The organism is Ochrobactrum sp. EDr1-4, assembly GCF_049199085.1.
Classification (GTDB): Bacteria; Pseudomonadota; Alphaproteobacteria; order Rhizobiales; family Rhizobiaceae; genus Brucella.
In genome coordinates, this window is sequence record NZ_JBLZOF010000003.1 from 37,133 (window position 1) to 63,295 (window position 26,163).

Consider the following 26,163-nt stretch of genomic DNA (forward strand, 5'->3'; position numbering starts at 1 on the left):
GGATGGACCCTGTATGGGAACTTCAAACTGCGATCTATTCGCGGTTATCGCAGAATGCTGCGCTGACAACGCTAATCGGCGTCGACAAGGTCTATGACAATCCTCCAGCCGATCCCAATGGCAATATACCGGCCGCTACCTATCCATATGTTTCATTCGGCAGTGCTTCATCTTCTGATGACAGTGCCGATTGCGTTGATGCGGTAAACGTTACATTTCAAATTAATTGTTGGTCGTCTTTGCCAAGTCAAAAACAGGTTCGGCAAATCGCCGACGCTGTCACGAAGGCGCTGAAGCGATGGGAACCGCAGCTCACGGTAAACGCTCTCGTCACCTTCGATCCTTGGCGCACCGACTATATCCGCGCTCCCGGCATCAATCAGGCTTCGATCCAATACACGGCCGTCATTGAGACGCCGTAGCCCGCACAGCCGGATTTCACCACCACCAAATCACGAGGACCAATATGGGTCAAGCAACCACGATTAAATCGGGGAAGATCCGCGTATTGCTCGGCAATGACGCGACTCCGATCGTTTACACAAACCCTTGCGGTTTCACACAGCGTTCAATCACCATCACAAAGGGCCTCGAAGAGGTCAACATCCCAAACTGCGAAAACCCAGATCTTGTCGATTGGGTCGGGCGTGACGCAACCAGCCTGTCGATGAGCGTGAGTGGCGAAGGCGTGCTGGCAGCCGAAAGCGTAGATGCATGGCTAGAAGCAGTGGACAGCATAGATTCAGTGCCGGTAAAGATCGAGTGGGAATTCCCGCTGAAGACGATCACCTGGACTGGTTTCATGCATGTTGAAAGCATGGAAGTAGGCGCAACCAACGGACAGCGCGCGACGAACAACGTCAGCCTGCAGTCCGATGGCGTCATGGTTCGTACGTCTACCCCGGCTACGCCATAATGCGCGACGCGTCGATCGAGCTAACCTGGGCGGATGATGATTACACATTCCGCCTTGGGTGGAGCGAACTCGAAGCACTTCAGGAGGCCTGCGACGCGGGCCCCTGGGTTATCCTAGAGCGGCTTCACAACAAGCAATGCCGGTCTGGTGAGATTGCCGATGTTATCAGACAAGGTCTCATCGGTGGCGGATTGAAGCCACCTGAAGCCACAAAGCTGGTTCAGAGATACGTCAAAGAACGTGTGTCTGATTTGGCTGAGAACCTATTATTTGCGATAGCGATTTTGCAAACCGCCCTTCAGGGAGCGCCTGACGAGCCGGTGGGGGAGCAGGAGGCGGCAAGTCAGGAGGGGAGCAACTCGACAGCCTTCCCAACGGAAAAATCAGATTTGCCGCAATCTACGGAAACGGTGCAGTTCTAGGTTATACGCCGCAAGACGTTCGACGAATGTCGATGTGGCAGTACATGGCAGCGCTTGACGGTTACATCAAAGCGAACACGCCAGACGAACCTGGTAAGCTTTCGGAATCCGAGAAAGACGATCTTTGGGATTGGATTAAGGCTGGGTGATTAACGAAGCGGGCGTTTCATAATGAGAGGTCCATCTGACTTTTGTTCGGTATACCTCATTACGACCCGGACCGTTCTTGAACGAACTGACGTCTTACTCGCGCAAGTTACGATAGCGTCTTGAGCAGAAATCGCGAATATTTCTCCAGCCTTACGTACGGGTTGAAACTCGACCGTTAAAATCTGAGTGAGCTCACCTTCACTGTTATAAGAAACCTCAAAGGTTGCAGAAGCGCGGCTATAGTCAGTATCTTCGGGTATCTTCCAACACTTTGTAGCCATGCCAATAACTGTGTCCGCATCAGAGGCTATTGCAAATGTCGGGGCCATCAAAAACAGTGCTGCTGAAAATCTGATTAAGTTTTTCATTCTACTCCCAAGTAATTCAAGCGTCTTGAGGTAGATAGGCACTTTAGGCGCTAAATCCAAACTTCATTTAAAGCCCCGTTTCGACGGGTCTGACTTGTTCCTCGTTCAATACAATTTTAGGCTAAACTTTTCCCACCAATGGCTTCGCCTCATTAAGCAGCTTTTTCAAGTCATCGCTGTCAAAATCACTGTCTTTCAAGTGCTTATGTTCTAAGCACCTCACGACATGTATCACACGCCAATCCTTAGATGGATTTACGCCTTTTAAGTCGGTCAACATTGTATCGCACATAAGCTTTCGCTCGCGAATGTCGGCAAGTTTTTGCGCATCCCGGCGTGAATACTCATTCCAAAAATAGTACCCGACGAACGCGATAACCGCGATGCAGGCCGCGCCGACCAATGCTTTCATCCACATCCCCAAGCTCGCGTGACTGCGAGCTTTTTTCTTATCAGGACATCGTTGAGTATGGCAAGAACCGACCTCGAAAGTCTGGTTGTTCAGCTTTCTGCTGACTTCAAGTCATTTGAAAAAAGCCTGGCCCGCGCCAACGATGTTTCTAATCGCCAATTTAATGCGATTGAACGACGCGCCCGCCAGATGAATAAGAATCTGGATAGCATCTTCACTCGCTCGTTCAGCGGTCTTACGGCACCACTCGCCGGAATAGGCGCTGCGTTGGGTGTCGATCAGCTTCGCAAGATGACTGATACGTGGACGGATATGACGTCCCGCGTCAACCTTGCCGCAGGGTCGATCGATAAAGGCACGGAGGTGATGGGGCGTCTCGGTGAGATGGCTCGCCGTACCTACTCCGAACTTTCACAGACTGCTGAAAGCTACCTTTCTAATGCGACCGCTCTTCGTGAGCTCGGTTACAATACTGATGAATCTCTGAACTACACCGAGGCTTTAAATAACGCTCTCGTTGTGTCCGGTGCCAAGGGCGATCGAGCTGCACGAGTTATTGATGCGCTCGCCAAAGCTATGGCTACGGGCAAGTTGCAGGGCGATAACCTTAATACAGTGATTGAATCAGGCGGCCGCGTTGCTGAAGCACTGGCAGCTGGTCTCGATACTACCGTAGGCGGTCTGCGCAAGCTTGGCTCGCAGGGCAAGATCACTGGCAACGACATTGTTCGTGGCCTATCGAGCCAGATGGAAACGCTTCGCCAAGAAGCAGCCGACATGCCTGCCACGATCGGCGATGGCTTTACACTTCTGAATAATGCGCTGCTTCAGTACGTCGGCAATGCAGACAGCGCTGCTGGTGTGTCTGCGAAGATTTCCGAAGCACTGGTCATGATTGCCGACAACTTCGACAAGGTCGCAGATGGCGCTTTGCAGGTTGCCGCGGTGATTGCGGGCGCTTTGGTTGGTCGATCGCTCCTCGGCATGATCCGTACGCTCGGAACGGCTGGCGTGGCTCTTGGCCAATTCAGGCAAGCTCTGGCTGCTGCAAGCACGATGGGCGGTTTGGCTACAGCCTTCGGTGGCCTTGGAGCAGCTGCTGGCCCTGTAGGCATGGTCATTGGTGGCGCGGTTGTTTCATCGCTCATTCTTTACAATTCAACCGTCGGTGAATCGAGCCAAGGTGCAACTCTCTTTGCCGAGCGCCTCAAGAATGTTGAGGAGGCTGCGAAGTCATCAGGCAACGCTGTTGAACAGGCCGGCCGACAAAATGACGCCTACACCCAGAACTCACTAAGCAAAGAAGTTGAGGCTGGTACAAAGGAGATGGAAGCTGCGACGGAAGCCGCAGTAAACATGTTGGCCTCTTTTGCTCAAGTGTCATCTATGAGCCTCATAACTCCGCAGCAATATGATGAGCTTGCTCGTCTGCGTGATGGGGTTAATGAAGGCACTGTATCGGCAGAAGACGCTAAGCAATCTCTGTTCGCTATGGCGAATGCTGATTACAACTTCCAAGAAGTTGCTGATGCGATTGGTCCGATCCTTGATCGTTTGGCTATGGTGTCTACAGCAGCTCGCGGCGCCGCTGCTGATCTGGCCGCAGTCTCTGGCGCGCGTGCGGTGATCGAAGACCGCTCGACCCGTTCGGCAAAAGACCCATACATTATGCAGCGTGAAGCTGCGAATGAGTATGAACGCGATCAGATGCGCCTTGCTGCCCTCAGCAAGAAAGAACACGCGCTCGAAATGGAGCGCAAGAAGGTTCGTGACGCTGCGACTAAGGACGGCATAGCTCTTACAGAGAAGCAAATTGACGCCATTGCACGCGCTAATGTTGCCGCGCAGGAAAGCCGAACAGCGGAAGGCAAAAAGCCGAAGAAAGAAAAAAAGACACCGGCTGATAAATTCGACACAACAGTTCAGGATGCTAACGACCGCACCGCAGCACTCGTCGCCGAAACAGAAGCGCTTCGCCAAATCAACCCGCTAATTGATGATTACGGCTTCGCAGCTGAAAAGGCACGCACCGAGCAGGAACTGTTAAACGCGGCTCAAAAGGCTGGCATTGCCATAACTCCAGAGCTTCGTTCGCAGATTGCTCAGACTGCTCAGCAGTGGGCGCTCGCAACTGCCGAAGCGAATAAGCTCAACGAAGCACAGGGCGAACTTCGTCAAAAGGCGGAAGAATGGCGCGATGCAGAGAAAGATGCATTGGGTGGCCTCGTTTCTGACCTTGCTGCTGGAAAGAATATGGCCGACGCACTTGCCGATGCACTCCAGAAGGTGCTCGATAAGCTGCTAAGCTTCGCATTCGATGGCTTGTTTGACGGCATTTTCGGTAAAACGGGCTCAATCTTCGGCGGTCTATTTCGTAAAGACGGCGGCCCTGTCAAAGCGGCAACGGGCGGTTTGATCCGCGGCCCCGGCGGACCTCGGACAGATAGCATTCCTGCAATGCTCTCGGATGGCGAATACGTCATCAATGCCAAGGCTACAAAGCAGAACCGCGCACTGATTGAAGCCATCAACAGCGGTCGTTCACTGGCGATGGCTGACGGCGGTGCCGTGTCGCTGAAAGCTCCCTCAATGCCGATACTGAGCTCACCTCAACGACAGAGCGCAATGCAATCAGCCCCACAGATTAACATCAATATCGCGAGCGCCAGCGGTGACGATTATATCCGATCGGTCGTGAGTGACGGCGTTAATCAGGGGCTTAGGCAGTACGACAAATCAGGCCCGATGCGATTTGCGCGGGATAGTAAACAGGCGAACCGGAGAGGGTTGGTGCGATGACCAACATTAAGTCAAAGACGCTCATACTGACCTATGCGGACGACATTAAAGACGCCCGTATCATGATTTTCGTCAACCCCGCTGATTGCGACCGCGAATTTGTTCGCCTGAAGCGGAAGCATGAAGGTGACGGGGGATGATCGATCTTCTCTCAACGGTCCGATTTGTGCCGTCATATCCGCAGCTGATCATTCCAACCAGTCAGACAAAGTTCGGTGGTCGAGTTCTCTCGACAGTTGAATATGCTGACCGGTATCGCACCGTGGACATGGAAACACTGCCAATGAAGGCAAGTGAGGCCGTTCAGCTTCAAGCCTTCATCGCAGCTGCGCAGGGCGGAATGGAAACGATTGTCTATCGTCCAAAGCATATCTGTATTCCCCGTGCCTATTGGGGCGATCCAGATAATGCGCACATCACTGCCACCGCATCGCGCGGGACAGTGACAGGTGGATACACGGTTCAATTGACTGGCGTTATGACGGGGCTGCAATTGATGGACGGCGATATGTTCTCGCTTAAGAGCGGTGACTATCGGCAGTTCTTGCAGATTGCGTACGGCGGCGGAGCCACAGCAGTCAGCACTCAGATGGTCGTGAAAGTCGATCAGCCGATCGCGTCCTACATCGCAACCGGAGCAACAGCCCGTTTCAAGCAGCCTGAGATGAATACACGACTTGTGAAAGACAGTTTCCAGATGTCGAAGGGTCCGCGACCGACAGCGTCATTCCAGCTTATCGAGGTGCCGAAGTAGCTGGTTTTGTAGCTTTAAAAATAAATGGAACGCGAATTTTCCCAGTAATCGAGGTTTTATAAGGCTGGCATGTTTTGACTGCGCGCATGCCTGCCAGACCGATTACATAATTAGTCAGGGATCCAGTTTTTACCAGCTCAACATCGCCTACTTTCCCACCTTCAAGTAATCGAAACTGAATGACGGCTTCACCGGACTCATTGAGTGGCAATCGAAAACATCGTTTCACTTGCTGAGCGAGTGACCACTGTTCCTCATGGCTTGGCTTTTGATTTGCAAGCACGGCGTTTGGGATGACGGCGATAGTTAAGGCGATAAGACTGGTTAATCGCTTCATTGAATGCCCCCTAAAGTTCTTCGCGTTCGACGCACTTTAATCATTTGTTTCAGAAAGAATAGGCTTCATGGCTTTCCCAACTCGTCTACAGCAATTGCTTGCAGAGGGGCGCATTGTTGTGCGCTCCCTTGGCGATTTCCACTTCGGAACCGGCTTCTGGTACATGTGGAACGGGTCTTCTAATCTCACATGGAACGGCAATACCTATATCCCGAACCAGCTAATTTCGATTGAAGAGCCGCCTTACCAGATGGGCGCGGAGGCTCTGCCAATCACTATAACCATGCCGACAGCGGCTGATTACGGTGTGACGCCTGACAAGCTCGCTCAGATCGAAAGCGTTGATTACAAGGGCCGCACGGTCATTCTGTACGATGCTTATTTCGATCCGGACACACGCGAACTGCTTCATGTAGAGCCGATGTATCGCGGCTATATCGACACGGTTGACCACGTAATTGACGGCGGCGAAATGGTGCTGAAAGCCAATGTCGAAACCTCAGCACTCGAAAACCACCGTGACGGCTATCGCACTGCCTCACACGAAGATCAGCAGCTTATCTCTCCCGGTGACAAGTTCTTTGAATACGCCTCGACCGTCAAGCGCGAGAACTTCTACATCACGCCTTATCAATAAGCACTCCTGACAGTAAGGACCGCCATGCATCCGCAATGGGAAAAACGCCTCGTGGCTGTCACGGAGGCGCACATAAACACGCCTTTGGTTTGGGGAAAGTCTGACTGCCTTCTGACCGCCTGTGATGCGATAGAAGCCATGACTGGCGTTGATCCGGCTGCGGATATTCGGGGCAAGTACAAGAGCAAGGCCGGTGCTTATCGACTGATTAAACAGCGTGGCTATGACAGCCTTGGCGCGGTTCTCGCTGATCGGTTCGAAGAGATCGGAACGGCAATGGCTGGCCGTGGTGATGTTGGCATTTACCAGAATACGGTCGGCTACTTCTGTGAATACGGCTTCGCTGTGAAAGGTGAGGACGGTTTGCGTTTCCTGCCACGCATGATGGCTGAGCGAGCTTTCAAGGTTTCCTGATGCTTTACATTCTGGCGGTTTTATTCGCGCTTCTGGCATCGCCAGCGGCGGCGGACCCTGTTTCTATTGTGACAGGCATTGTTGGCTTTGGCTCGTGGCTGTTTGGCGGTACGGTTCTTGCGAACATTGTTCTGGGCGGATTGGCGGTCGCAGCTAAGTATGCCTTGGGAACAATTTTCCAGCAGAAGCCAAAATCACAGGCATCCGCGACTGAAGTTAAATACGGCGAGAACCTCGTGCGTGAGGTCGGTCTTGGCGTATTCGGGACGATGGGCCACCACGTCTATCGAAATGCGTTCGACAAGGGCAATCATATTGTCCAGGACATATTCAAGCTGTCTGACTTCCGTTGTCTTGAGCTTCTGCGCGTTCAGATGGACGGTGAGTGGAAATCGTTGTCTCCTAATCAGCAAGGCGACGAGGGCCGTATCTACGGTCAGCGTATCCTCGGTGTAAAGGACGGCGGTCAGTGCTTTGTACGCTTCTATCACGGCCATCTTGATCAAGTCGCCGATCCTGCTTTGATAGCCTATGCAAATCCTGCAGGCCGATGGACTTCTGCTCATCGTGGCGCAGGCATGTGCTATGCAATCGTTACCACAATATTGGACGTGGACAATCTCACTTCTGTGCCAAGCCTAGTGTTCGAGGTGCGAGGCGCACCGCTTTATGATCCTCGGAAGGATAGCTCTGTCGGCGGCTTCGGTTCGCATCGCTGGAATGACCAAAGCACTTGGGAGTTTTCTGATAACCCACCTGTGCAAATGTTTAATCTGGAACGCGGCTTGTTTAACGGCACTGAAAAGATTGTCGGTCGCGGAGTAGCTGCAAGCCGTCTGCCTTTGTCTGAATGGTTCACCGCAATGAATATCTGCGATGAAATCATGCCAGACGGCAGCAAGCGTTATACGGCTGCTCTGATTGCATCATCTGGTGATGGCGTTACCCACGAAACCAATATGACGCCTCTGCGCGAAGCTTGTGCTGGTTCGTGGATTGAAGCCGTATCAGGTGAATATCCGCTCGTTGGTGCAAATCAGGCGATTGTTGCGACAATCACCGATGATGACATCGCTTGGGAAAAGTCTTTCCAGTTTTCGTTTTCACGCACCCGCACGGAGTTGGTCAATACGGTCGCGGCTTCATATGTCAGCCCCGATCTGTTTTATGAAACCACGTCGCTGACAACCCGCATTGATGCACTGGCGCTTGCGCAGGATCGTGAGCGTCTTGCATCCAAGGTTGATTATACCGCTGTTACAGATCATCGCGTGGGCGACCGCTTGGCAGATATTGCTATTCGTGCATCGCGCTATCAGGCCAATGGCAGTTTCACAATTCATCCGAAGTTTCTTTCGCTTCAGGTCGGGCAATGGGTGCAATGGCAGTCTGATCGCTATAACCGCACGGTTAAGTTTCAGATCCAGTCTAAGTCTCTCGGTGCGATGGGCAGCGATAGCGTTCGCGATGTTTCTATCTCATGGCAGGAAGTGGGCGACGGCATCTTTGACCCAACGGCTTACGAAACAAATCCACCAATTCCGATCCCCAACGGTCAGCCGGAGTATCAGGCGCAACTCTCAAACTTCAACGCCATCCCAAACAAGGTCATTGGCGATGATGGTCAGGAACACCCCGGCATTCGTCTGTTCTGGGATGAAATCACTGATACCACCGTTGAAGGTGTTGAAATCCAGTATTGGCCGGAGAACGACCCGTCACAGATATTCACGGCGTATGTGCCGCGTGATGTTACGGTGTTCCAGATCGTCAACGGACTAACCAGCAAATCAGAATGGAATGTTCGTTATCGCATCAGAGTGGCGGCAGGAACGCGGCCTGTTAATTGGTCATCGCCCGTTCTGGTTCTGACACAAGAAACGTCAGGTGATGACAGCCCGGTCGATTACGGGCAGCTGGATGACGGCTTGAAAGGCCTCGTCAATTACATGACGGAAGATAAGCGTGAACTTATCCGCCAAGGACAAGAGAACGCTCTGGCGTCCGCCAATGGCCTGTTTGGGGCTTATGCGAATGTGCAGGCGGTGCGTCGTGAACTCACCAGCACGTTCGGGAATGCCAGAGCTTCGTGGAAGGAAGACATTTTCGTTGCCACTGGCCCGAATAGCGCGATTGGTCAACAGCTTACACAGATCAATGTAAGCCTCGGAAATAAAGCCGATGCGAGCACGGTTGTTCTGTTACAGAGCCGTGTTGATGGTGTTGAAGGCGATATGACTGCAATCTCCAATGCTTTGACAGAGGTCAACGCATCGGTTGATGGCAATGTATCGAATGCCACTTGGCGCATGACGGCCACACAGGGATCAGGTGGCCAATCTGTTAAAATTTCAGCTTTTGGCCGAATTGGGTCTGGAGATAGCTGGAAGCAGGCTGGTTGGTTTGTGAATGTTACGCCAACAGGAAGTCAGTTCGTTATTGTTTCTAACCAATTCGCGATAGCTGACCCGAACGATGATGGGACATTCACTTACCCGTTTGTAGCCCAAAATGGTGAAATTTACATGGAGAGTGTTCGTCTTGGCACTTTGAGGTTCGACCGGCTTTTGTCCAACAATGACAAGCTCGAACTCCGAGGCGATGGGAATAATTCGTTCATCAGGATTTTTGTCTAATGGTCTATCTCGTCTATGGCTGGGTCGGCGGTAAAGGGCCGATAATGAAAGTCATGAAGAACAATTCTGATGACTTTCTCACTGTTCCAAACAATCAATATGAAAAGTTTTTCTTCAACAGTGAGAACGAAAAACTTTCATATATTTGGGATGATTGGTTTTTCACAAACGTTACTTTTGCCAATTATCCACCGTCAACGAGCGGAAACAAAAACACTTATATTCTGGAAGGAACAAGCCTTAATAATTGTACGTGGGGCATTCAGTCATGGCAGATAACGAACAATAACAGATATTTGGAGCCAATTGGTTTAATTGGACGTTTCTTTAATGGGCCATATGTTCCTTTTTCCGATAGCCGTTACATTAACGACGACGGATGGTCGAGACTTGTAAGGCTTTCCGCGCCACAAAACCTATCGCAAGGGGCCGTGTCTTTTTCGATGGTCAGCGGTGATTTTTTAGCGGAGGTGTCAGGCTACACTGGTGCTCCACATTTGATGACCGTAAATCAGATCAGCGCTAATTTTAATTATTCGGGTTGGGCTATAAGGTTAGGATCTGGCTCCGGCCCGGCATCTGATGATCTGCCGCCCGATACAAGCCGCGTGGTTACAATGATTTGGGACTTGCCAAGCGGGCCTGAGCCGATGTCATCACCAAACGGCGGTGCTGTCACTGGTGATGTGGCCATGGATATCTCGAACACGCGCGCGGTGCTGGCTAGAAAAACCTGCAAAATCTCCAGCAATGATCAACGTCATATGATCTTTGACAGTAATTGGTCGCCAGTTAAGTGTGTGATGTTTGGAGAGACAGGAAACATCAATCCCGGTACTGAACTGTTCATTCCTAATACGACAGATTTTCCACTGAATGAGAATATGCTGTTGGATGCCTTTTTTAAGTCAGACAATCAGGGCGTTTTCCAAAGGCCGCCGAACTATGCGCGTGAAATTGGAACAAGCGCAAACTGTCAGGTTGACTACAAGGTTGAACCGGGCGGAATAAGATTAAGGTGTAATGGCACCTTTGGGTTTGCACTTCGATACATGCTTTATAGCGCTGGGCCGGATGATTACACCACGGGCGGAAGCCGTGTGATGCGTGAACTGCCTAACGGTCATATTCAGTTTAAAAGACCGGGATCGAGCGACGTAGCTCCGAATTATAACGATATACTTCTGGATACGCGTATCCCAACGGTTCAGATCTTGGATGAGGCATGGGTTCCTCTTTCCAGCTTTTCACACGGCAACACGCATCGAATACCGTATGACGATAGAAACGGTACGATGTTCATCTTTCCCAAAATCATCACGGATTTTGGCAACATCAGACGTTCGGGAATGGACTTTGGATATTTGCGATCGGTCACTGTCAGTGGCGTCCAGATTACCGTGAAAGATCGCAGCATTCAAAGCTGCTTAACATCCATTCAGGACGGCTACGTTACCGCCACCGTCAATACCACTAGAGCAGAGAATGACGGATCGGCGCTGAATGGCCCAACCGGCATCAGGTATTACATTTTGGGCGTCCCTAAGTGAAATTCCACTCATAGCGGCAACGCTCTAACTTTCCAAACTTCGGAGAATAACCATGGCAGTCCTCTCGGATTATACGAGCGGAACGATTTCGCTCGCCAATGGCTCAACGACCGTTACAGGTACGGGGACGCTATTTAATGTTGCGAAATTCCGCGAAGGTGACACGCTTCAAATCCAGAACCTGACCGCGGTTATTGCGAGCGTGAATAGCGACACCTCGCTAACACTTACCGCGCCGTGGTCTGGTACGACACTGACCAATGCAGTCTATCGCGCTCGTTATCTGCCAGATGGTGCACGTGTAACTGCGCAGGCGACGACGCTGATTGAATTGCTCGGCAATGGGGTTTTGGTCAATCTAGCCGATTTGGGTGTTCAGGACAAAAAAGTTCCTGTCGGTAACGCTTCAGGACAGTATGAGTTAAAAGATTATGTTGCAGACCCGAACGGCAGTCTTGCGAAGCTGGCGGCGCTTACGTTGGCGGCTAACAAGGCACTCACGACTGATAATAACGGTAATGCACAGCAAATCGACCTTGGAACGCTTGGCCGCGCGCTACTGGCTTTGGCGAGCGGAACGTCAGCACAATATGTTCAGGGTGATGGAACTTTGCAGCCTAAAGTTGGATTGCCTGTCAGCACGGCCACTCAGACGGCGCTCAACGGCAAACTCAACCTATCAGGAGGTAGCCTGACAGGAAATCTGCAAGTTACAAATGGAAACGCGCTACGTGTATTAGGTGCTGCAAGCTGGTCAGACGCAAATGATTTTTGGTCTAACGCAATAGTCGTAGCTCGTGATTTAAATACCGGCTGTTTTTTGTCATGGCATGAAAGAACATCTCAATTCATAGAGCTGAGCTTGAATGTTAAAGGCTACGGTTCGGATGTTTATTTTTCATTTAAGGGGAATGGTTCCTTTACGGCTCCCGGCGCGATCAATGGCTCTGCTAAGAACTTCGAAGTTGATCATACTGTAGACCCTGACAATTACGACCTCAGGCATTGTGCGACAGAAGCGCCAGAGATGCTTGTCGAGTATCGCGGTATTGCAAAGCTCACAAATGGCCGGGTGACAGTGAACGTCGAAGATCATTACGGCGTGATGACGAATGCTTTTAAAAATCTTTGGGCCGATGCTCATGTCCACGCGCTGCAAAATCAGGATGGATTTGCCCGTGTCAGGCCGTCTCCTGTCGATGGGGCGACATTTGACATCATCTGCGAGGATGAGACCTGTTCTGACAATGTGGCGTGGTTGGTGATGGCTAGACGCAATGACCCTTATGTCCGGTGGGAGGGCTGCACTTTCACTGATGATGATGGTCGCCTGATTATTGAATTTGAAAAGCCGGAGTGACCTATATGAGCGAAGCTACAAAGGTTATCGTAGATAATCAGGCCATTGGCCGAAAAGGTATGCCGCGTTATCCCGAAGCACATGGGCGAGTGTTGCCCACGAAAGTTGTTCCCGTTGATGCAGGCGAACCTGTCACCAGTCACCCCGGCCTTAATCCAGTTGATGTTTATCGTCTTGAAATTCAGGCGATGATTGACGCCAAAGCCAGTGAGCGCCAGTACGACAGCGGCGCAACCTTGGCGAGCTACGTCAACTCGACAATCCCAGAATGGGCAACGGAAGCGCAAGCATTCGTCGCTTGGCGTGATGCTGTATGGCTTTGTGCACTGGCTGAACTGGATAAGGTTCAAAAGGGTGAACGTGAGCAGCCAAGTGTTGCTGATTTCTTGGCTGAACTGCCAGTGTTCGAGTGGCCGTCAGAACTTGTAAGCAATGCCTAACGTGGCTGTTTGCTGTTTAAATTCGAAGGTCTCGTAGTTTCCTCCAGCACCAAAAGGACGGCTTCCCAAATCGGTGTACCGATATTCAGCACGAGCTATCCAGTTTTGAGTAAGCGCAGCATCTATGCCTGCACCAATATTCCAGCCGTTTCTTGTGAATGTTTCGTTCTCCGAAGGCGGCGGGTCCATGTACATCGCTGTATATGTGTTGTCATATCGCCCATATGAGTAGCCAGCAGTCACGTATGGCAAAATTCGACCGAATGCATATCCCAGCCGAGCGTTCACATTGCCTAGAAGTTTAGCCTTAGCTTCGTTCTCTGTGTACAGGTTCCAGTCAGGTTCGTCGTCGGTCAGGGAGTTGGCGATTAATCCAATGTCTAAGCCCGTTACGACCTGCCCGAATTGCCAGTTGTAACCGCCATAGGCTCCTACAGCTAAGCCGTAGGGCCGCTGAGTGCTGTCAGAATAACCGTTCCCGGCATACCACTCCATAAAGTTCTTCGCCCAACGTCCACCGATCTGAGCGCCAACATAACCGCCAGACCAGTCAAGCGTCTCAGCGTTAGACGCACCCACGCTAGCGCCAAGCATTAGCGCCACAATCCCCAAACGATTCATACCCGCCCTCACAAGTTGTGGCGGCAATCTAGGACAATCAAATGAACAAAACAACGTTCTTCGCGTATGCGAGGCGCGCGCCTTTTGGCGGCCGTTTGAGCCAGGCTCAGGTTGATGGCACATCGGCTATCTTGGCCGAAGCCGAACGCCGTAATCTGCCCGACGAGCAGATCGCGTATATTCTTGCAACAGTCTTTCATGAGACCGGCGGCAAGATGCAACCAGTTGTCGAGAATCTGAACTACACAAGTGCAGCGCAAATTCGGGAAACGTGGCCAACGCGGTTCCCAACTGTAGCCAGCGCACAGCCATATGTTCGCCAGCCTCAAAAGCTTGCTAACAAGGTCTACGGCGGTCGCATGGGAAACGACAGCGTTAATGACGGCTGGACTTATCGCGGGCGAGGCCTGCCCCAGATCACAGGCAAGGACAACTACAAGAAGTTCGGCATTGCCGATGCGCCAGAGAAGGCGCTGGAGCTAGCAACGGCCATCCGCATCCTCTTTGAGGGTATGGTGCTGGGCAAGTTCACGGGGCGCAAGCTCGCGGATTATTTCGGCAAGGGCAAAGCAGATCCTGAAGGCGCACGTGTCATCGTCAACGGCACCGACAAGGCCACGCTGATCGCTGGTTATTATCGCAACTTCCTCGATAGTCTGATTGCTGCGCGCGAAATGAAGGCCGCTGCTCCTGATGACGCTAAGCCTGACGACGTGCCTCTGCTCAAGGATAAAACTGTGCAGACCATTGTCGCAGCTGGTGGCGGTACGTTCCTGACCGGCCTTATCAGTGCTGTTTCCAATCCGTGGGCATTTCTGACGGTTGCCTTGATCGTTGTGGCCTTGGGTGGCGGCTTCTGGCTTTGGCATACAGGACGGATCGAACTGAAGAGGGTGGCGGCGTGACTTGGCTCTTAACGTTGCGCTCCAAACTGACAGCCTACGCCGTGGCAATCGCTGCGGCGCTGGCCGTCCTTGTCGGCGCGTACCTTAAAGGCCGGTCGGACAGCAAAGCAGCCCAGACCGCACGCGATGCGCAATCCGCAACCAAAGCACGGAATATAGAAAATGAAGTCAGCCGTCTTGATGACAGCGCTGTTGACGCTCGGCTTGCTAAGTGGATGCGCGACAAGCGGTAATTACTGCGATGTGGCGCGAGCGATCTATGCCAGCCACGACGACACGTCGGAAACCAAGCGCCAGATCCTGGCCGAGAATGAGAAAATGGAAAAGCTGTGCGGGGTACGGCCTTGAGTGGGGAAATTAAATGACGATTGAAGTAGGCTTGGCGCTAGCAATTCTGGCGGCCGTTACGGGTGCTTTCTGGCGCATGTGGGATTTGATCGCGAAGGCTGGTCAAAAAGGTGAAACAGCGTCAGCTGACCTTGCCGCCCACAAGCTACACGTGGCTGAAACTTATGTCACAAAGGCAGGCATGTCTGAGCAGACCGCGCAGATCATGAAGGCAATCGACGGTGTTGGTTCAAAGATTGACCGCACGAACGACCGGCTTGATACGATCATGCAGCCTAAGACTGCGCGGGCGATTGGAAGATAGCGGGCAAGGGGTGATTATCCGAAAAGTTGTTTAAACTCGTATGCGAGGCACGCACATCCGAATCCGAAAAGCATGAACGAGCTTACGCTCGTAGCTATGCCTACGTACATGAAACGATCTGCAACCATGAGTTCTTTGTCACGTTTGCTTGAGGTCGTTGACCGCTCACTGCGGTCGACGTGGCGCGTCGAGAAGAAAGCGAGTGGGTAGGTTATCCCTGCAAAGAACGCCCCGGTTGCCCAAAGAGTCAGAGGCCAGAAAATGAGTGGTCCAAATCCTGTAGAAACGAGAGAGCCAATCTGACTAATAAATGCGACCGCAGCCCCGCCGTTTAACAATACTGAAGTGTTGACGGCGGCGCGAGCGTAATCCTGAGAAATTTGACGATAGTCAGCCATGCCTAAGCATACTTTTTCGCTGCTTCTTTGATGCGGTCAGCATACTCGTAGATTTGATCAAGGCTCTCGATAATTACCCGATCTTCCGCGTCACCATCGAATATACCAATGTATTTGATTGCGCGGTTGAAGTGCAGGCGGACTAAAGGTTTACGGTTATTATCATCCAAGAGCACAGCACAGTACGATTTGGCGTCCCTCATTGCGATACGTTTTGCGGCGACGAGTTCCCGACAGATCGCGCGAACAATCATGAACCCTTCTATTTCCTCTTCGGTTGTCACGATTTCAGGCTCTTCGGCAGGCTCTTCTATTTGCTCTACAACCTGTTCCGTATCAGCTAAGGCATTTGATAATCTGTTTTTAACGGCGTCCATGATGACGTCACGGAACGCTGATTTAGTCACTCCTGTCAGCATTTCTTTCACTGGAGCGGTGAAGCGGCCCTCGTAAACCTCGGCTGAAACGATGCGTACGAAGTCTTCTGTAGGATCTTCAATCAGCTTGTTAATGGCTTTTTTGATCCCTGAAGTATATTTCAGCCGTTCAGCGGTAGCTAATATCGTATCGACATTGAAGCTGGCCTTTTCGAACTTTTTGAGTTCTGAAGCGATCCCAGGATTAAAATCAGCCATATCAAAAACAAAAAATGGCCGAGTGTCGAGTTTGTTTGGTGCGTCTAGGTCAGTGTAGAAGTTGAACGTTCTACCATTGGTAAGAATGGCGAACTTAGTATTTGTTACGCTGAAATAACGATATAATTGGTCTAAGTGCTTCTTTTCCAATGAAACGGTAATCGGCTTACACTCAATGAGTATTCTGATTTCGTTTTCAATCTGGATTGCGTAATCGACCTTCTCGCCCTTCTTGCCAACAGCATCAGCTGTGAATTCAGGTATAACTTCATTTGGGTCAAAAACGTCATAACCAAGCGCTCTGAGGAATGGAAGAACCACTGCAGTCTTTACTGCTTCTTCTGTGGCCATTGTGCTCGAATGCGTTTTAATGCGATCCGCAATTATTTTAATGCTTTCTTCGAAAGTACTCATTTCCACCCCTAGTTATAGCTAACCATTTTCGCCCAATACTAGCCAAGCTGGCAGAGGCATATCGAGTCGTCAACTACCAAAGGTAGTGAAGACGCAGCCATTCTACTTTGTCCTACTTGACGCCCCTTTCACTTCCACCACAATGACAAATTGCGGGCTACCAACCCGCAAGCCAACCAACACGAGGAGACTGTATGTCCAATGACAGACAGCGGGCGAACACGCGCCTTTCAAAACAAGAACTAGCCCGCCGTGTTGCTGCGTATCAGCAGCACGGCACGATAACGAAGGCTGCGCACGCGTGCGGCGTCAAGAAGTCTGCATTTCACGACAGTATTAAGCGGGCCGCTGAGCTCGGGTTGATGGGTCCAAAAGAAACGCTGCCCGGTTATGCAATCAAAAGCCTGACCGAAACGCCTAACGGCACGTACATGCGCCAGACGAAAGAGGCTGGCCCTGTTTATGAAGCCACTGTTGGTCTGGCGGTAAAAGGCAAGACGACGCTCGTTAACAGTGAAGGCCGCATCGTCACGCAGCACATCATGGAACGAGCGGACGCTGACCAACAGCGTGCAGCAATCACGGCCATGGTTGAGGCGCTGAAAGAAAATCTGCCGCGCGTATCTATCATGCCTGCGCCAAAGGGCTGTCGCGAGGATCTGTTGAACCAGTTCACGATCACTGACAATCATTTCGGCATGATGTCGTGGCGTGAAGAGACCGGCAGCGACTACGATCTGCGGATTGCCGAGCAGCTATTGCTAGATTGGTTCTCTGCTGCTGTAGCGCAAGCGCCAGACGCTCACACGGCCATTCTGGCACAGCTCGGCGACCTGATGCACCACGATGCGCTTGAAAGCGTCACGCCTGCTCACAAGCATGTTCTGGACGCCGACAGCCGACTGCAGAAAGTTATTCGCATTGTGATCCGCACGATCCGGCGCATCATCGACATGCTGTTACAGAAGCACGAGCGCGTTCATGTCGTGATGGCTTCGGGCAATCACGACCCGGCCTCATCCGCATGGCTGCGTGAAATGCTTGCCGTTATGTACGAGAACGAGCCTCGCATCACCGTCGATAATTCACCGTCGCTCTATTACGCGTTCGAGTGGGGCAGCACGATGCTTGCCTATCACCACGGGCATAAGCGAGGCGTTGCGAATATCGAGGGCACGATTGCAGGCATGTTTCGAGGTATGTTCGGACGCTCGTTGCAGGCCTACGTGCATATCGGACACCGACACAGCGACGATGCCAGAAAAGGCACGCTGATGTATGTCGAGCAGCATGAAACACTCGCGGCACCTGACGCTTATGCCGCCGGCGGTGGCTGGCTGTCAGGTCGATCAGCTAAGCGAATAACCTATAGCAAGCAATTCGGCGAAGTCGGTCGCGATATTCTCCGCCCCGAAATGGTCGCAGGGAAGTATGCGGCGGCGAATGATAATGCGAAAAGTCAAAGGGTTGCAGCTTAACCGTCATCCCTTTTGGGACGCTAGATAGTCTGCAACGGCCGCTCGAATTTCAGTCTCAAGTTGATTGGTTTGTGCCAAAATTTCTTTGATGGCCAGATCTACATTATCGATGAATGGGGAATTCATGCGACCGCCGCCCAACGGCGGTGCTATCGGACCATACTCCACGACCACCTTCTCTCCGGAGAACTGCACAGTGATGGATGCTGAGTTCCCAACGTACTTGGCATCTAATATTTGCATATAGGCCTCCCTGTTTGTTTCTCAGTGTAGGCCGGCGAACAGCATTCACACAAGATCATCTGCCGCCCACCAAGCGGCGTTTCACCGCAACACGAGGAGAGAACATGCTTGAAGAAGCAGAAGACAGAGCCGCGCGTGCGGCTGTTGAAGGGCGGACTGGAGAAGGTCCGATTACGCGCGTTACGGTGCGGGCTGATGGAATCGTACTCGGCATCAAAGGCGAAGACGGTATCTGGATAGACACATATTTCATAAACACTCAGCCACCTGTCAAACAGCCTGCCGACCTCGTAATCATCGAAACGCCTTACAGCGGAGATGTGGAGGCCAATACCGCATACGCACGCGCCAGCCTTCTAGACAGCCTGCGGCGAGGCGAGGCACCGATTGCCAGCCATTTGCTGCACACGCAAGTGCTGGACGATATGCAGCCTGACGAACGAACTTTAGGGATTGAGGCAGGCCTTGCTTGGTATCGCGTGGCAACGAAATGCGTTGTTTACTCTAATCGTGGTATCAGCGGCGGAATGAAAATGGGCATCGATCGAGCCGGACTGCACGATGTGGCGGTCGAGTATCGGTGGCTAGAAAAGAAAGCATGGCCAGCAGGAGAAGCACATGAGCAACATTGAAACAGCAATCGCGGTGGCATCTGCGGCTCACATGGGCCAAGTTGACAAGAACGGCGAGCCTTATATTTTTCATCCGATCCGTGTGATGCTGGCTCAGACCACGGCGGAAACGCAGATTGTCGGCGTGATGCATGATTTGATTGAGGACACGGACACGTCGCTGAACGACGTTTACTCATTTGGTTTCGACGACGACATCGTGCTGGCCTTGAACGCAATTACACGTCGCGATGACGAGGATTACTTCGTCTATGTGAAGCGTGCTTGTTCTAACCCTATCGCAAGGCCTGTCAAAATAGCTGATCTGCGGGACAATCTTCGCGCCTCCAATGATGATGCAGACAGGCGCGCCCGTTATACAAAGGCGCTCGAAATGCTCGGGGAGACTCCATGATTCAATTCCACGTTGGCCAGAAAGTGGTTTGCATAGATTCAGTCGTCGGCTTTGAGCAGTATCTTGAGGTGAAGGAAGGCGAGATTTACGAGATCGAGTGGATCGGACCTTTCGAGCATTATATTCACGGTTCGTACATCGGCGTTCGTCTCAAAGGCGTTGATCGCGGGACATGCCCACAGTTTGGTTATGAAAATCCGCCGTTTGCTGCAAAGCGCTTTCGACCGCTCGTTGAAGATAAGTTGTCAGCGTTGCGCGGATTGCATGCTGGCAGGCCTCTTACAGAGAGTTTCGAAGAGCCAAAGCGTAAGGTGAGGGAGGGTGTATGAGTAGCTGGCAGCGAATGGAATCTGCGCCCTTAGATGGGACTAAAGTCGATCTGTGGCGAGTGCATATTGAAAACGGTGATGCCGAACGAATTACAGATTGTTGGTACTCTGGAGGCAATTGGCTTTTTGACCGTAACGATATGATCGGTACTGTGGATGGTAGTTCTGACCAATTAGAAGCCTACTGGTTAATAACGCACTGGATGCTGCCGCCAGCACCGCCGGAGGATATGTAATGGTGCCAGATGCAAGAATTGACCGAGAGATCGCGCGTGGAGATTTGGAAAAACCTAAGCAGCCTATGCCGAAGCCTGTGCATCTAACTGATCTTGGCCTGCGGTCCAATAGCTCTATAAAGTCCGACGGTGGTTCAACCAGCTACTACGAGTTGCCCGCAGGAGCTAGCGAGCTAAACGATCTTATTGAGCACAAAGGCATGTCCTTTGCGCTCGGCAATATCTTTAAGGCTTGCTATCGATTCGGTGAGAAAGACGCGGCCAGTCGCCTTTACGATCTGAATAAGATCATTTTCTTTGCTGAGAGACTGAAGGCACAGGAACAACGCGCCGTCTAAAAAGACAACCGTCCTACAGAAAAGATAAACAATCAAAGCATATATAAAGAGGGCTTCGAATTTCTCCGAAGCCCTTATGATATGGCAGTAAGGCTGGTGGATTTTTATTTGCGGTAAGCTAAACCACCCCAAATTCGACCTTCGTCGCGATGACGACCACCGTGCACGGCTCCGATGTAAGCGGCCACCGCAGCAACGAGTGCAGACGCCGCGAGCAGGAAGGCGGTAAGAATGCCAGTTATCCTAGCTTTTTCTGCTGCGTCAGCTGCCTTTGCTTTCACTTCTTCGGCAGTTTTTTCAGCCTGTGCCTGTATAACAGCAAGGGTCTTTTTAGCTTCGTCAACCTTCGTCTGAGCTTCAGTACGCAGAGCCTGAACGCGCTCAACTGTCTGGTTTACACGAGTTTGAGCATCGTTTTGGCTAAGGCCGGTTCGAGCCGCGATCTGATTAGTGAGCCACGTACGATCAGCGTCTGAGATTTCACCACTAGTAAGCAGGTTTCCCAAAATTCCGCTAACCTGACGTTGGAAATCCGCGATGTTTTGAGCTTCCTGTCCAGCAACAGAGTTGCCTTGACTATCCGTGCGTAACAGAGTGTCCGTGAGGTAGTCTAATGGATTAGTTTTCAACCCTTGCGGCAGCATCTGTTCGACCGATGGAGCAGCGGCTTGTCCTGCACCTTGAGCTAATCCCGACACTGCTTGCCCGGCGCCTGAAATGACACCTCCAGCTAACTGACCAGCTCCTTGAGCTGTGCCGCCGAGGACTGCTCCTGTGGTTTGAACCGCTGTTTCAGCCGCGCTTCCAACTGCTTTCGCTCCACCTGAAATAACGCTGACAAGCATAATAGCCGATACGATTGTACCAAGTCCCCAAACGACGAGGCCATTCAGACCGTCTCGAACGGTTGCTTCATCACGGGTTGCTGTTCCTGATGGTCGGCGCATTCTGCCGGTGATATACCCGCCGAGCATATAAGAAGCGACCATTGATATGATAATAAATAGGGCAGTAATGACGAGCCAGACTGCACTAATGTCTCCTCCATCATCAACTGAGAACGAACTCAAACCAAGTCCACCAGCAAATGTTGTGAGGACAACCATCACACCTGACGCGACCGTCGCGCCAGCAAAAATAGCAGCCCAATCGACGTAGCTGCGATTAGGAGCGTTTTCTACAACTGTTGGATCCACCATCAACGTAATCCCAGAAAAGAGAGAATGAACAACACGATAACGACTAGGCCTACTAAATAGATGATAGAGTTCATGTTGGTTATCTCCTTCAAAAAGTAAAAATGACGACGCGGCCGGCTAATAAGCTGTCCGCCTTACGCTCTCTTCGGGAAAACTCGTGAGCCAGTAAAAGGTTTCAGTGAACGCAAAATTTATTTATTTTATCGATACTTAAAACGGTCTGGATACCGCGATTTAGGTACTTGCTTCTCTCATTTTGATTCTTTGGATCAACGGGGAAAAGATCAGCCGATTGATCTCCACGAACCAAACCAGGGTCTGACCACGATTTTCTTTCCATCCATTTTAAGACGCCACAAATAGATAACCCCGCCAAAGCGGGGCTCTTAATTATTGATCCGTTATTTCCTCGGAGGGCCGACCCGTTCGAGCAGCTTGTAAACGATCTCTGCGCATTCGACTGTTGACTGATCTTCAGCGCATTTCACATCGACCTTGTATCCCTTGTCCTCAACACGAATATGAGCCGACTTATCAGGGGCGGGGCGAGGGCCACCACGTGGCGGAGGAGGAGGAGGTGTTCCCGGCGCGCCAGCTTCAGGAGGTGTGGGCGGCTTAGGTGGCTCCTGTGCAAGGGCCGAGCCGGAGATCATTGCGAATGCAGCGGCAGCAATAAGAACGTTTTTCATTGCATTACTCCTAAGGGTGTGTGCGCTGTGAAAACATTCTATTGATTATAAGGTTCCAGTTTGTACTGATGAATTTGTTCCAAAACTTTTGATTGTTGGTCAGATACGAAGCGTAAAAAAATGCCTCACGATTTTTACGTGAGGCATTTTTAGACTTAACTGTATGGCGAGTTGCAGATCGCACGGCGTCCCGCACTTGGAACGTAAGTATTGTCAGAAGCGCGGTAGGTGCGATAACGCGAAGAGCACCACTGATAATGACGGTTGCTATAGCCTCGTGCCGCAGGACGTTGGTTATTTAACGCGCCGCCAAGAACTGCGCCGGCTCCAAATGCCGCTAAAGGATACCACCAACCGTCGGAGTGTCGCTTATAGCCCCGACGCTGGTCACGATAGCCACGATGTCCGTTATGCCAACCGTCACGGTTAGAGCGTTTCCAGTTTCCGCGTCTGTCGTCTCTGTATCGTCTATGCTGAACTTGCTGGATTTGAGATTCACTCAAACTCAAATCAGAGGTCTGCCTGAGCGGGGAGGCAACTGCCGGCGTAAATGAAGTCGCAGCGACAGCAAAACTTAAAGCGAGGATCCAGGATTTTTTGAACATCAGTTTTCCTTACATTGGCTCTGAGATTAACTTAAAAGGCCTTGTAAGGTTCCAATGCGTGTCAAATTGGCTTCAGTTATCTGGGTTCGCGATAAATAACGAATTCGCTTTGACCCTTCGCTGTGCAGGAGCCACACCTGAGTTTCCATTGGTGTGGACGCAAAGGCTCGTTCTTGCCGATCTTTCGTATCGCTTCTTTTGTATCTACCTTGTTGACGTGTCCGCATCTCGTGCAGAGACCACAAAGAACGTGCCACGGCTCGAGATCGGCAATCCGTGTAAAGGTGTCGATTTTTTCATGCGAAGGTGGCCTTGCCATGTGGCCTACCGAACGACGGTTCGTTCCCAAACGCCATCACCAAAAGGTTTGCCGCCATGCCGACTCATGAAAACGCTCATGCGCCTTTCAGATGAAAAACTGAACACGCAAAAGTCGATTCCAGATTTGCGTGCCATGCGATGAGGAAGGCGAGCACCAAGGCGGCCGGCATCTCGATGAACTTCACGTCGAGCGCATTTTAGTGCGTATGCTTCAGGAAGGGCGACTTGGAAAGTTTTCATCACGCAGCCCTCTTAAAAGAGTTGGTACGCTGATTATGGGCGAGTGCAATCTGAGACAGCTCAATCTCACGCGCAAGGAAGTCTCGGTCTTTCAAAAGCGCTTCGATGGAAGCTCGCACATCGCCTTTATGATAAGCCAATACCAGGTCAATTTCGGCGTCGTAGTTATTTAAAACTGCATTCATGGCGTTCTCCATAGTTTGATTACCGCCTGCCAATGTTCCTGTTATGTTCTAATTTAGTTTGTTAGTCAACCCATCTGATTCTAGAATGGGTAAGCATCTATTCACGATGTTGATGAGGCATGTTTAGGTTCATTTGAACCTGTGGTCACTGCCTGAAACGCTTGTAAGTTATTGAAATCGTTGGCGCACCCGACTGGATTCGAACCAGTGACCTCTGCCTTCGGAGGGCAGCACTCTATCCAGCTGAGCTACGGGTGCATCACCGGGAGACATTAAAGTCTCAATTGAGGCGTTTCTAGCTGAACCACGTCCCAGCTTCAATGCCCTATTTAAACAACAGACAGCAATTTGGCAAAATAGACGTAGAAATTTCTCAGCCCATCACCGCGGAAACGAAACCATATCCCCATAGAGCTCCCGCAGCTTCGCTTTTACAGCTGGAGAGTTTTGGTAAATTTCGATGAATTTTTTCAGCCGTGCATCGTCTCGCAATTCAGGACGAGTAACAAACTGAAACGCATAAATTGGTTCATTCTCGAAAATTAGACCGGATGACGCGTCCAATCCTGCAAGCTTGGCAAATGTAGGGTAGGTGGCAGCAGCATCGACGTCATCTAGTGAACGCGCAATTTGCGGTCCATCAAGTTGTACGATTTTCAGCGGCTTTTTCCATGTCACAACATCTTCAAGGCTGGCACGTTGGTCGATGCCTGGCTTCAGTTCAAGAAAGCCAGCTTGCTGCAAAAGCAATAAAGAGCGTGCGGTGTTGATAACATCGCCTGAAAACGCGATCTGTGCATTATCTGGAATATCTTCCAGCTTCGAATATTTCTTCGAGTAGAGGGCAAAAGGCGTACTGAATGCAGGCGCAACCGGCACAAGCCCATTCCCGGTATTGGCATTTGTATAATTCAAATAAGGAATGTGCTGGAAGAGATTCGCATCGACAGTTTTGTCCGCGACTGCCGTGTTGGGCGTATTCCAATCACTAAATTCGATTAACTCGACATCTAGCCCGTGCTCTTTGGCTTCTGTAGCCGCAACTTCAGCAGCCTGATTAGAAACACTGGTTGCAAGCGCGATGCGTAACGATTGTCGCTCTTCAGCATGAAGCATTGCCGGCATTAATCCTGCCGCGAGAAACAGTGCTGAAATTGAAAAAAAGCGCCGACGCGAATTAATTTTAGATGATGATATTTTCTTGCTCATATCGGTCGCCATGATAACTTTTAAAAGTTGAGTATTTTATTCTACTATATACACTTACATGCAAATAAAAAACAGTTTCTGCATGGCGCATCAATAATTTAGCACGCACTTGATTGTGATCAATGAGCCTCTATTTCGAGGGATTACAGTCTTGAGCATGTCATCTGCGGATGCAACATTTTCAGCCGTTAGTTCCTCAAACTTTTGTTAGTTTAAAAGCAGAAAAGGAGACATCATGTCAAACACAGCTAAGGTCGCCTTAGTCACGGGCGCAGCACAGGGTATTGGTCGCGGTATTGCTTTGCGTCTTGCAAAAGATGGTTTTGATATTGCACTGGTCGATCTGAAAGCGGACAAGCTTGAAACCGTGAAAAAGGAAGTCGAGGCGCTTGGCCGCAAGGCTTCAACCTTCTCCGCTGACGTCAGCAAGCGTGATGATGTCTATGCTGCAATTGATCATGCGGAAAAAGAACTCGGCAGTTTTGATGTTATCGTCAACAATGCTGGCATTGCGCAGGTGCAGCCAATTTCTGATGTGAAACCAGAAGAGGTTGATCGCATCCTTAAGATCAACATTGAGGGTGTTCTGTGGGGCATTCAGGCAGCCGCAGCCAAGTTTAAAGCGCGTGGACACAAGGGTAAAATCATCAATGCGTCCTCTATTGCTGGCCATGATGGTTTTGCGATGCTCGGTGTTTATTCTGCGACGAAATTCGCCGTGCGTGCGCTGACGCAAGCTGCTGCCAAAGAATATGCAAGCGCTGGCATTACCGTTAATGCATACTGCCCTGGTATTGTCGGCACGGATATGTGGGTTGAAATCGACGAGCGATTCTCGGAAATCACGGGGGCACCAAAAGGTGAGACCTACAAGAAATACGTCGAAGGCATTGCGCTTGGTCGCGCTCAAACGCCAGAAGACGTTGCTTCGCTGGTATCTTTCTTGTCCAGCCCAGATTCAGACTACATCACAGGGCAGGCTATTTTGACCGATGGCGGCATAGTTTACCGCTAAGCTCCTACAAAATCGAAAAGGCAGGTGAATCCTGCCTTTTTAAGCTTCCACATAGCTTTTTTTGGGGGGGGCTGACAGAAGAGTTCGGCGTGGCTTTTCTGTATTGAATGAGAGAGGGGGATTTTGAGACTCAGTTAGGCAAGTCAAAAATCAAAATGACTTGATCTCTCGATAAGAAAGACTTTCGCATTTAGCGCATTTTTTAATAAGCGTTTTGTAGATTACTTACA

At 51.0% G+C, this 26,163-nt stretch carries 33 protein-coding genes and 1 tRNA gene; 23 read left to right on the forward strand and 11 right to left on the reverse strand.

Annotated features, from left to right (window positions below):
- Positions 1–2 precede the first annotated feature (2 nt).
- Genes ACOZHT_RS11200 through ACOZHT_RS11215 form a run of 4 tightly spaced genes read left to right on the forward strand, consistent with a single transcriptional unit; the run spans position 3 to position 1,487 of the window.
- The gene (locus ACOZHT_RS11200) at positions 3–422 is read left to right on the forward strand and encodes a DUF3168 domain-containing protein (protein ID WP_421565747.1); all 420 of its coding nucleotides are present in this window, start codon (positions 3–5) and stop codon (positions 420–422) included.
- 44 nt (positions 423–466) lie between these two features.
- Positions 467–916: a phage tail tube protein gene (locus ACOZHT_RS11205; RefSeq protein WP_421565748.1), complete on the forward strand. Its 450-nt coding sequence runs from the start codon at positions 467–469 to the stop codon at positions 914–916.
- The gene (locus ACOZHT_RS11210) at positions 916–1,338 is read left to right on the forward strand and encodes a gene transfer agent family protein (protein ID WP_421565749.1); all 423 of its coding nucleotides are present in this window, start codon (positions 916–918) and stop codon (positions 1,336–1,338) included. The genes ACOZHT_RS11205 and ACOZHT_RS11210 overlap by 1 nt, the downstream gene beginning before the upstream one ends.
- 26 nt (positions 1,339–1,364) lie before the next feature.
- Complete coding sequence (locus tag ACOZHT_RS11215; RefSeq protein ID WP_396996299.1) at positions 1,365–1,487, forward strand: hypothetical protein; 123 nt, start codon at positions 1,365–1,367, stop codon at positions 1,485–1,487.
- Positions 1,488–1,977: 490 nt separating this feature from the next.
- Here ACOZHT_RS11215 and ACOZHT_RS11220 read toward each other — a convergent pair whose 3' ends face one another.
- The gene (locus tag ACOZHT_RS11220) at positions 1,978–2,268 is read right to left on the reverse strand and encodes a hypothetical protein (protein WP_421565750.1); all 291 of its coding nucleotides are present in this window, start codon (positions 2,266–2,268) and stop codon (positions 1,978–1,980) included.
- A gap of 57 nt (positions 2,269–2,325) precedes the next feature.
- On the opposite strand from ACOZHT_RS11220, the gene ACOZHT_RS11225 reads away from it, so the two are divergent.
- From ACOZHT_RS11225 to ACOZHT_RS11235, 3 genes are read left to right on the forward strand one after another with little or no spacing between them, the layout of a single operon-like run.
- Entirely contained in the window at positions 2,326–5,067 is a 2,742-nt protein-coding gene (locus ACOZHT_RS11225; RefSeq protein ID WP_421565751.1) for a tape measure protein, read from the forward strand.
- Positions 5,064–5,207, forward strand: a complete 144-nt coding sequence (locus ACOZHT_RS11230; RefSeq protein WP_421565752.1) for a hypothetical protein — start codon at positions 5,064–5,066, stop codon at positions 5,205–5,207. The genes ACOZHT_RS11225 and ACOZHT_RS11230 overlap by 4 nt, the downstream gene beginning before the upstream one ends.
- Positions 5,204–5,821: a hypothetical protein gene (locus tag ACOZHT_RS11235; protein WP_421565753.1), complete on the forward strand. Its 618-nt coding sequence runs from the start codon at positions 5,204–5,206 to the stop codon at positions 5,819–5,821. The genes ACOZHT_RS11230 and ACOZHT_RS11235 overlap by 4 nt, the downstream gene beginning before the upstream one ends.
- Here ACOZHT_RS11235 and ACOZHT_RS11240 read toward each other — a convergent pair.
- Positions 5,802–6,158: a hypothetical protein gene (locus ACOZHT_RS11240; protein ID WP_421565754.1), complete on the reverse strand. Its 357-nt coding sequence runs from the start codon at positions 6,156–6,158 to the stop codon at positions 5,802–5,804. The genes ACOZHT_RS11235 and ACOZHT_RS11240 overlap by 20 nt on opposite strands.
- A gap of 67 nt (positions 6,159–6,225) precedes the next feature.
- On the opposite strand from ACOZHT_RS11240, the gene ACOZHT_RS11245 reads away from it, so the two are divergent.
- From ACOZHT_RS11245 to ACOZHT_RS11270, 6 genes are read left to right on the forward strand one after another with little or no spacing between them, the layout of a single operon-like run.
- On the forward strand, positions 6,226–6,795 hold the full coding sequence (locus tag ACOZHT_RS11245; RefSeq protein WP_421565755.1) for a hypothetical protein: 570 nt from the start codon (positions 6,226–6,228) through the stop codon (positions 6,793–6,795).
- 24 nt (positions 6,796–6,819) lie between these two features.
- Complete coding sequence (locus ACOZHT_RS11250; protein ID WP_421565756.1) at positions 6,820–7,209, forward strand: DUF6950 family protein; 390 nt, start codon at positions 6,820–6,822, stop codon at positions 7,207–7,209.
- The gene (locus ACOZHT_RS11255) at positions 7,209–9,845 is read left to right on the forward strand and encodes a phage tail protein (RefSeq protein ID WP_421565757.1); all 2,637 of its coding nucleotides are present in this window, start codon (positions 7,209–7,211) and stop codon (positions 9,843–9,845) included. Before ACOZHT_RS11250 ends, ACOZHT_RS11255 begins: the two co-directional genes overlap by 1 nt.
- A complete protein-coding gene (locus ACOZHT_RS11260; RefSeq protein ID WP_421565758.1) occupies positions 9,845–11,395 on the forward strand; it encodes a hypothetical protein in 1,551 nt (516 codons plus the stop codon). Before ACOZHT_RS11255 ends, ACOZHT_RS11260 begins: the two co-directional genes overlap by 1 nt.
- Before the next feature lie 52 nt (positions 11,396–11,447).
- Entirely contained in the window at positions 11,448–12,755 is a 1,308-nt protein-coding gene (locus ACOZHT_RS11265) for a hypothetical protein (protein WP_421565759.1), read from the forward strand.
- Positions 12,756–12,760: 5 nt separating this feature from the next.
- Positions 12,761–13,195 (forward strand): hypothetical protein, encoded by a 435-nt coding sequence (locus ACOZHT_RS11270; RefSeq protein ID WP_421565760.1) that lies wholly within the window; start codon positions 12,761–12,763, stop codon positions 13,193–13,195.
- Here the strand turns inward: ACOZHT_RS11270 and ACOZHT_RS11275 are convergent.
- A complete protein-coding gene (locus ACOZHT_RS11275) occupies positions 13,172–13,816 on the reverse strand; it encodes an outer membrane protein (RefSeq protein ID WP_421565761.1) in 645 nt (214 codons plus the stop codon). The two genes, ACOZHT_RS11270 and ACOZHT_RS11275, sit on opposite strands and share 24 nt — an antisense overlap.
- A gap of 41 nt (positions 13,817–13,857) precedes the next feature.
- Between ACOZHT_RS11275 and ACOZHT_RS11280 the strand changes: the two genes are divergently transcribed.
- The 3 genes from ACOZHT_RS11280 to ACOZHT_RS11290 all read left to right on the forward strand — a co-directional run bounded on the left by ACOZHT_RS11280 (position 13,858) and on the right by ACOZHT_RS11290 (position 15,373).
- Positions 13,858–14,721, forward strand: a complete 864-nt coding sequence (locus ACOZHT_RS11280) for a chitinase (protein WP_421565762.1) — start codon at positions 13,858–13,860, stop codon at positions 14,719–14,721.
- Positions 14,718–14,954, forward strand: coding sequence for a hypothetical protein (locus ACOZHT_RS11285; protein ID WP_421565763.1), 237 nt, complete (start codon positions 14,718–14,720; stop codon positions 14,952–14,954). Before ACOZHT_RS11280 ends, ACOZHT_RS11285 begins: the two co-directional genes overlap by 4 nt.
- Before the next feature lie 128 nt (positions 14,955–15,082).
- The gene (locus ACOZHT_RS11290) at positions 15,083–15,373 is read left to right on the forward strand and encodes a hypothetical protein (RefSeq protein ID WP_421565764.1); all 291 of its coding nucleotides are present in this window, start codon (positions 15,083–15,085) and stop codon (positions 15,371–15,373) included.
- Positions 15,374–15,773: 400 nt separating this feature from the next.
- On the opposite strand, the gene ACOZHT_RS11295 is transcribed toward ACOZHT_RS11290, so the two are convergent.
- On the reverse strand, positions 15,774–16,820 hold the full coding sequence (locus tag ACOZHT_RS11295; protein ID WP_421565765.1) for a type I restriction endonuclease: 1,047 nt from the start codon (positions 16,818–16,820) through the stop codon (positions 15,774–15,776).
- A gap of 194 nt (positions 16,821–17,014) precedes the next feature.
- On the opposite strand from ACOZHT_RS11295, the gene ACOZHT_RS11300 reads away from it, so the two are divergent.
- The gene (locus ACOZHT_RS11300; RefSeq protein ID WP_421565766.1) at positions 17,015–18,298 is read left to right on the forward strand and encodes an oxidoreductase; all 1,284 of its coding nucleotides are present in this window, start codon (positions 17,015–17,017) and stop codon (positions 18,296–18,298) included.
- Positions 18,299–18,301: 3 nt separating this feature from the next.
- Here the strand turns inward: ACOZHT_RS11300 and ACOZHT_RS11305 are convergent, their stop codons facing one another.
- Entirely contained in the window at positions 18,302–18,541 is a 240-nt protein-coding gene (locus ACOZHT_RS11305; RefSeq protein ID WP_313829871.1) for a hypothetical protein, read from the reverse strand.
- A 104-nt stretch (positions 18,542–18,645) separates the two neighbouring features.
- Between ACOZHT_RS11305 and ACOZHT_RS11310 the strand changes: the two genes are divergently transcribed.
- From ACOZHT_RS11310 to ACOZHT_RS11330, 5 genes are read left to right on the forward strand one after another with little or no spacing between them, the layout of a single operon-like run.
- Entirely contained in the window at positions 18,646–19,173 is a 528-nt protein-coding gene (locus ACOZHT_RS11310) for a hypothetical protein (protein WP_421565767.1), read from the forward strand.
- The gene (locus ACOZHT_RS11315; protein WP_421565768.1) at positions 19,160–19,567 is read left to right on the forward strand and encodes a GTP pyrophosphokinase; all 408 of its coding nucleotides are present in this window, start codon (positions 19,160–19,162) and stop codon (positions 19,565–19,567) included. Before ACOZHT_RS11310 ends, ACOZHT_RS11315 begins: the two co-directional genes overlap by 14 nt.
- Complete coding sequence (locus ACOZHT_RS11320; RefSeq protein ID WP_421565769.1) at positions 19,564–19,896, forward strand: hypothetical protein; 333 nt, start codon at positions 19,564–19,566, stop codon at positions 19,894–19,896. The genes ACOZHT_RS11315 and ACOZHT_RS11320 overlap by 4 nt, the downstream gene beginning before the upstream one ends.
- Positions 19,893–20,132: a hypothetical protein gene (locus ACOZHT_RS11325; RefSeq protein ID WP_421565770.1), complete on the forward strand. Its 240-nt coding sequence runs from the start codon at positions 19,893–19,895 to the stop codon at positions 20,130–20,132. Before ACOZHT_RS11320 ends, ACOZHT_RS11325 begins: the two co-directional genes overlap by 4 nt.
- Positions 20,132–20,470, forward strand: coding sequence for a hypothetical protein (locus ACOZHT_RS11330; RefSeq protein ID WP_339508700.1), 339 nt, complete (start codon positions 20,132–20,134; stop codon positions 20,468–20,470). Before ACOZHT_RS11325 ends, ACOZHT_RS11330 begins: the two co-directional genes overlap by 1 nt.
- 104 nt (positions 20,471–20,574) lie before the next feature.
- On the opposite strand, the gene ACOZHT_RS11335 is transcribed toward ACOZHT_RS11330, so the two are convergent.
- From ACOZHT_RS11335 to ACOZHT_RS11360, 6 genes are all read right to left on the reverse strand, one after another.
- Positions 20,575–21,669 carry a hypothetical protein gene (locus ACOZHT_RS11335; RefSeq protein ID WP_421565771.1) on the reverse strand — a complete coding sequence of 365 codons (1,095 nt, stop codon included), beginning with the start codon at positions 21,667–21,669 and terminating at the stop codon, positions 20,575–20,577.
- A gap of 401 nt (positions 21,670–22,070) precedes the next feature.
- The gene (locus ACOZHT_RS11340) at positions 22,071–22,358 is read right to left on the reverse strand and encodes a hypothetical protein (protein ID WP_339508703.1); all 288 of its coding nucleotides are present in this window, start codon (positions 22,356–22,358) and stop codon (positions 22,071–22,073) included.
- Positions 22,359–22,513: 155 nt separating this feature from the next.
- Positions 22,514–22,963, reverse strand: coding sequence for a BA14K family protein (locus tag ACOZHT_RS11345; RefSeq protein ID WP_421565772.1), 450 nt, complete (start codon positions 22,961–22,963; stop codon positions 22,514–22,516).
- Between the two features lie 560 nt (positions 22,964–23,523).
- Positions 23,524–23,709, reverse strand: a complete 186-nt coding sequence (locus ACOZHT_RS11350) for a hypothetical protein (protein ID WP_310010157.1) — start codon at positions 23,707–23,709, stop codon at positions 23,524–23,526.
- A gap of 181 nt (positions 23,710–23,890) precedes the next feature.
- Positions 23,891–23,967, reverse strand: a tRNA-Arg gene (locus ACOZHT_RS11355).
- A 123-nt stretch (positions 23,968–24,090) separates the two neighbouring features.
- Entirely contained in the window at positions 24,091–24,918 is an 828-nt protein-coding gene (locus ACOZHT_RS11360) for a MetQ/NlpA family ABC transporter substrate-binding protein (protein WP_339508708.1), read from the reverse strand.
- A gap of 235 nt (positions 24,919–25,153) precedes the next feature.
- On the opposite strand from ACOZHT_RS11360, the gene ACOZHT_RS11365 reads away from it, so the two are divergent.
- Positions 25,154–25,933, forward strand: coding sequence for an acetoin reductase (locus ACOZHT_RS11365; protein WP_421565773.1), 780 nt, complete (start codon positions 25,154–25,156; stop codon positions 25,931–25,933).
- The last annotated feature ends 230 nt before the right edge of the window (positions 25,934–26,163 follow it).

Bases quoted from the DNA above. Each gene is read 5' to 3' on its own strand.
- ACOZHT_RS11200 (WP_421565747.1), top strand. From the start codon at position 3: ATGGACCCTGTATGGGAACTTCAAACTGCGATCTATTCGCGGTTATCG.
- ACOZHT_RS11205 (WP_421565748.1), top strand. From the start codon at position 467: ATGGGTCAAGCAACCACGATTAAATCGGGGAAGATCCGCGTATTGCTC.
- ACOZHT_RS11210 (WP_421565749.1), top strand. From the start codon at position 916: ATGCGCGACGCGTCGATCGAGCTAACCTGGGCGGATGATGATTACACA.
- ACOZHT_RS11215 (WP_396996299.1), top strand. From the start codon at position 1,365: ATGTCGATGTGGCAGTACATGGCAGCGCTTGACGGTTACATCAAAGCG.
- ACOZHT_RS11220 (WP_421565750.1), bottom strand. From the start codon at position 2,268: ATGAAAGCATTGGTCGGCGCGGCCTGCATCGCGGTTATCGCGTTCGTC.
- ACOZHT_RS11225 (WP_421565751.1), top strand. From the start codon at position 2,326: ATGGCAAGAACCGACCTCGAAAGTCTGGTTGTTCAGCTTTCTGCTGAC.
- ACOZHT_RS11230 (WP_421565752.1), top strand. From the start codon at position 5,064: ATGACCAACATTAAGTCAAAGACGCTCATACTGACCTATGCGGACGAC.
- ACOZHT_RS11235 (WP_421565753.1), top strand. From the start codon at position 5,204: ATGATCGATCTTCTCTCAACGGTCCGATTTGTGCCGTCATATCCGCAG.
- ACOZHT_RS11240 (WP_421565754.1), bottom strand. From the start codon at position 6,158: ATGAAGCGATTAACCAGTCTTATCGCCTTAACTATCGCCGTCATCCCA.
- ACOZHT_RS11245 (WP_421565755.1), top strand. From the start codon at position 6,226: ATGGCTTTCCCAACTCGTCTACAGCAATTGCTTGCAGAGGGGCGCATT.
- ACOZHT_RS11250 (WP_421565756.1), top strand. From the start codon at position 6,820: ATGCATCCGCAATGGGAAAAACGCCTCGTGGCTGTCACGGAGGCGCAC.
- ACOZHT_RS11255 (WP_421565757.1), top strand. From the start codon at position 7,209: ATGCTTTACATTCTGGCGGTTTTATTCGCGCTTCTGGCATCGCCAGCG.
- ACOZHT_RS11260 (WP_421565758.1), top strand. From the start codon at position 9,845: ATGGTCTATCTCGTCTATGGCTGGGTCGGCGGTAAAGGGCCGATAATG.
- ACOZHT_RS11265 (WP_421565759.1), top strand. From the start codon at position 11,448: ATGGCAGTCCTCTCGGATTATACGAGCGGAACGATTTCGCTCGCCAAT.
- ACOZHT_RS11270 (WP_421565760.1), top strand. From the start codon at position 12,761: ATGAGCGAAGCTACAAAGGTTATCGTAGATAATCAGGCCATTGGCCGA.
- ACOZHT_RS11275 (WP_421565761.1), bottom strand. From the start codon at position 13,816: ATGAATCGTTTGGGGATTGTGGCGCTAATGCTTGGCGCTAGCGTGGGT.
- ACOZHT_RS11280 (WP_421565762.1), top strand. From the start codon at position 13,858: ATGAACAAAACAACGTTCTTCGCGTATGCGAGGCGCGCGCCTTTTGGC.
- ACOZHT_RS11290 (WP_421565764.1), top strand. From the start codon at position 15,083: ATGACGATTGAAGTAGGCTTGGCGCTAGCAATTCTGGCGGCCGTTACG.
- ACOZHT_RS11295 (WP_421565765.1), bottom strand. From the start codon at position 16,820: ATGAGTACTTTCGAAGAAAGCATTAAAATAATTGCGGATCGCATTAAA.
- ACOZHT_RS11300 (WP_421565766.1), top strand. From the start codon at position 17,015: ATGTCCAATGACAGACAGCGGGCGAACACGCGCCTTTCAAAACAAGAA.
- ACOZHT_RS11305 (WP_313829871.1), bottom strand. From the start codon at position 18,541: ATGCAAATATTAGATGCCAAGTACGTTGGGAACTCAGCATCCATCACT.
- ACOZHT_RS11310 (WP_421565767.1), top strand. From the start codon at position 18,646: ATGCTTGAAGAAGCAGAAGACAGAGCCGCGCGTGCGGCTGTTGAAGGG.
- ACOZHT_RS11315 (WP_421565768.1), top strand. From the start codon at position 19,160: ATGAGCAACATTGAAACAGCAATCGCGGTGGCATCTGCGGCTCACATG.
- ACOZHT_RS11320 (WP_421565769.1), top strand. From the start codon at position 19,564: ATGATTCAATTCCACGTTGGCCAGAAAGTGGTTTGCATAGATTCAGTC.
- ACOZHT_RS11325 (WP_421565770.1), top strand. From the start codon at position 19,893: ATGAGTAGCTGGCAGCGAATGGAATCTGCGCCCTTAGATGGGACTAAA.
- ACOZHT_RS11330 (WP_339508700.1), top strand. From the start codon at position 20,132: ATGGTGCCAGATGCAAGAATTGACCGAGAGATCGCGCGTGGAGATTTG.
- ACOZHT_RS11335 (WP_421565771.1), bottom strand. From the start codon at position 21,669: ATGGTGGATCCAACAGTTGTAGAAAACGCTCCTAATCGCAGCTACGTC.
- ACOZHT_RS11340 (WP_339508703.1), bottom strand. From the start codon at position 22,358: ATGAAAAACGTTCTTATTGCTGCCGCTGCATTCGCAATGATCTCCGGC.
- ACOZHT_RS11345 (WP_421565772.1), bottom strand. From the start codon at position 22,963: ATGTTCAAAAAATCCTGGATCCTCGCTTTAAGTTTTGCTGTCGCTGCG.
- ACOZHT_RS11350 (WP_310010157.1), bottom strand. From the start codon at position 23,709: ATGAATGCAGTTTTAAATAACTACGACGCCGAAATTGACCTGGTATTG.
- ACOZHT_RS11360 (WP_339508708.1), bottom strand. From the start codon at position 24,918: ATGAGCAAGAAAATATCATCATCTAAAATTAATTCGCGTCGGCGCTTT.
- ACOZHT_RS11365 (WP_421565773.1), top strand. From the start codon at position 25,154: ATGTCAAACACAGCTAAGGTCGCCTTAGTCACGGGCGCAGCACAGGGT.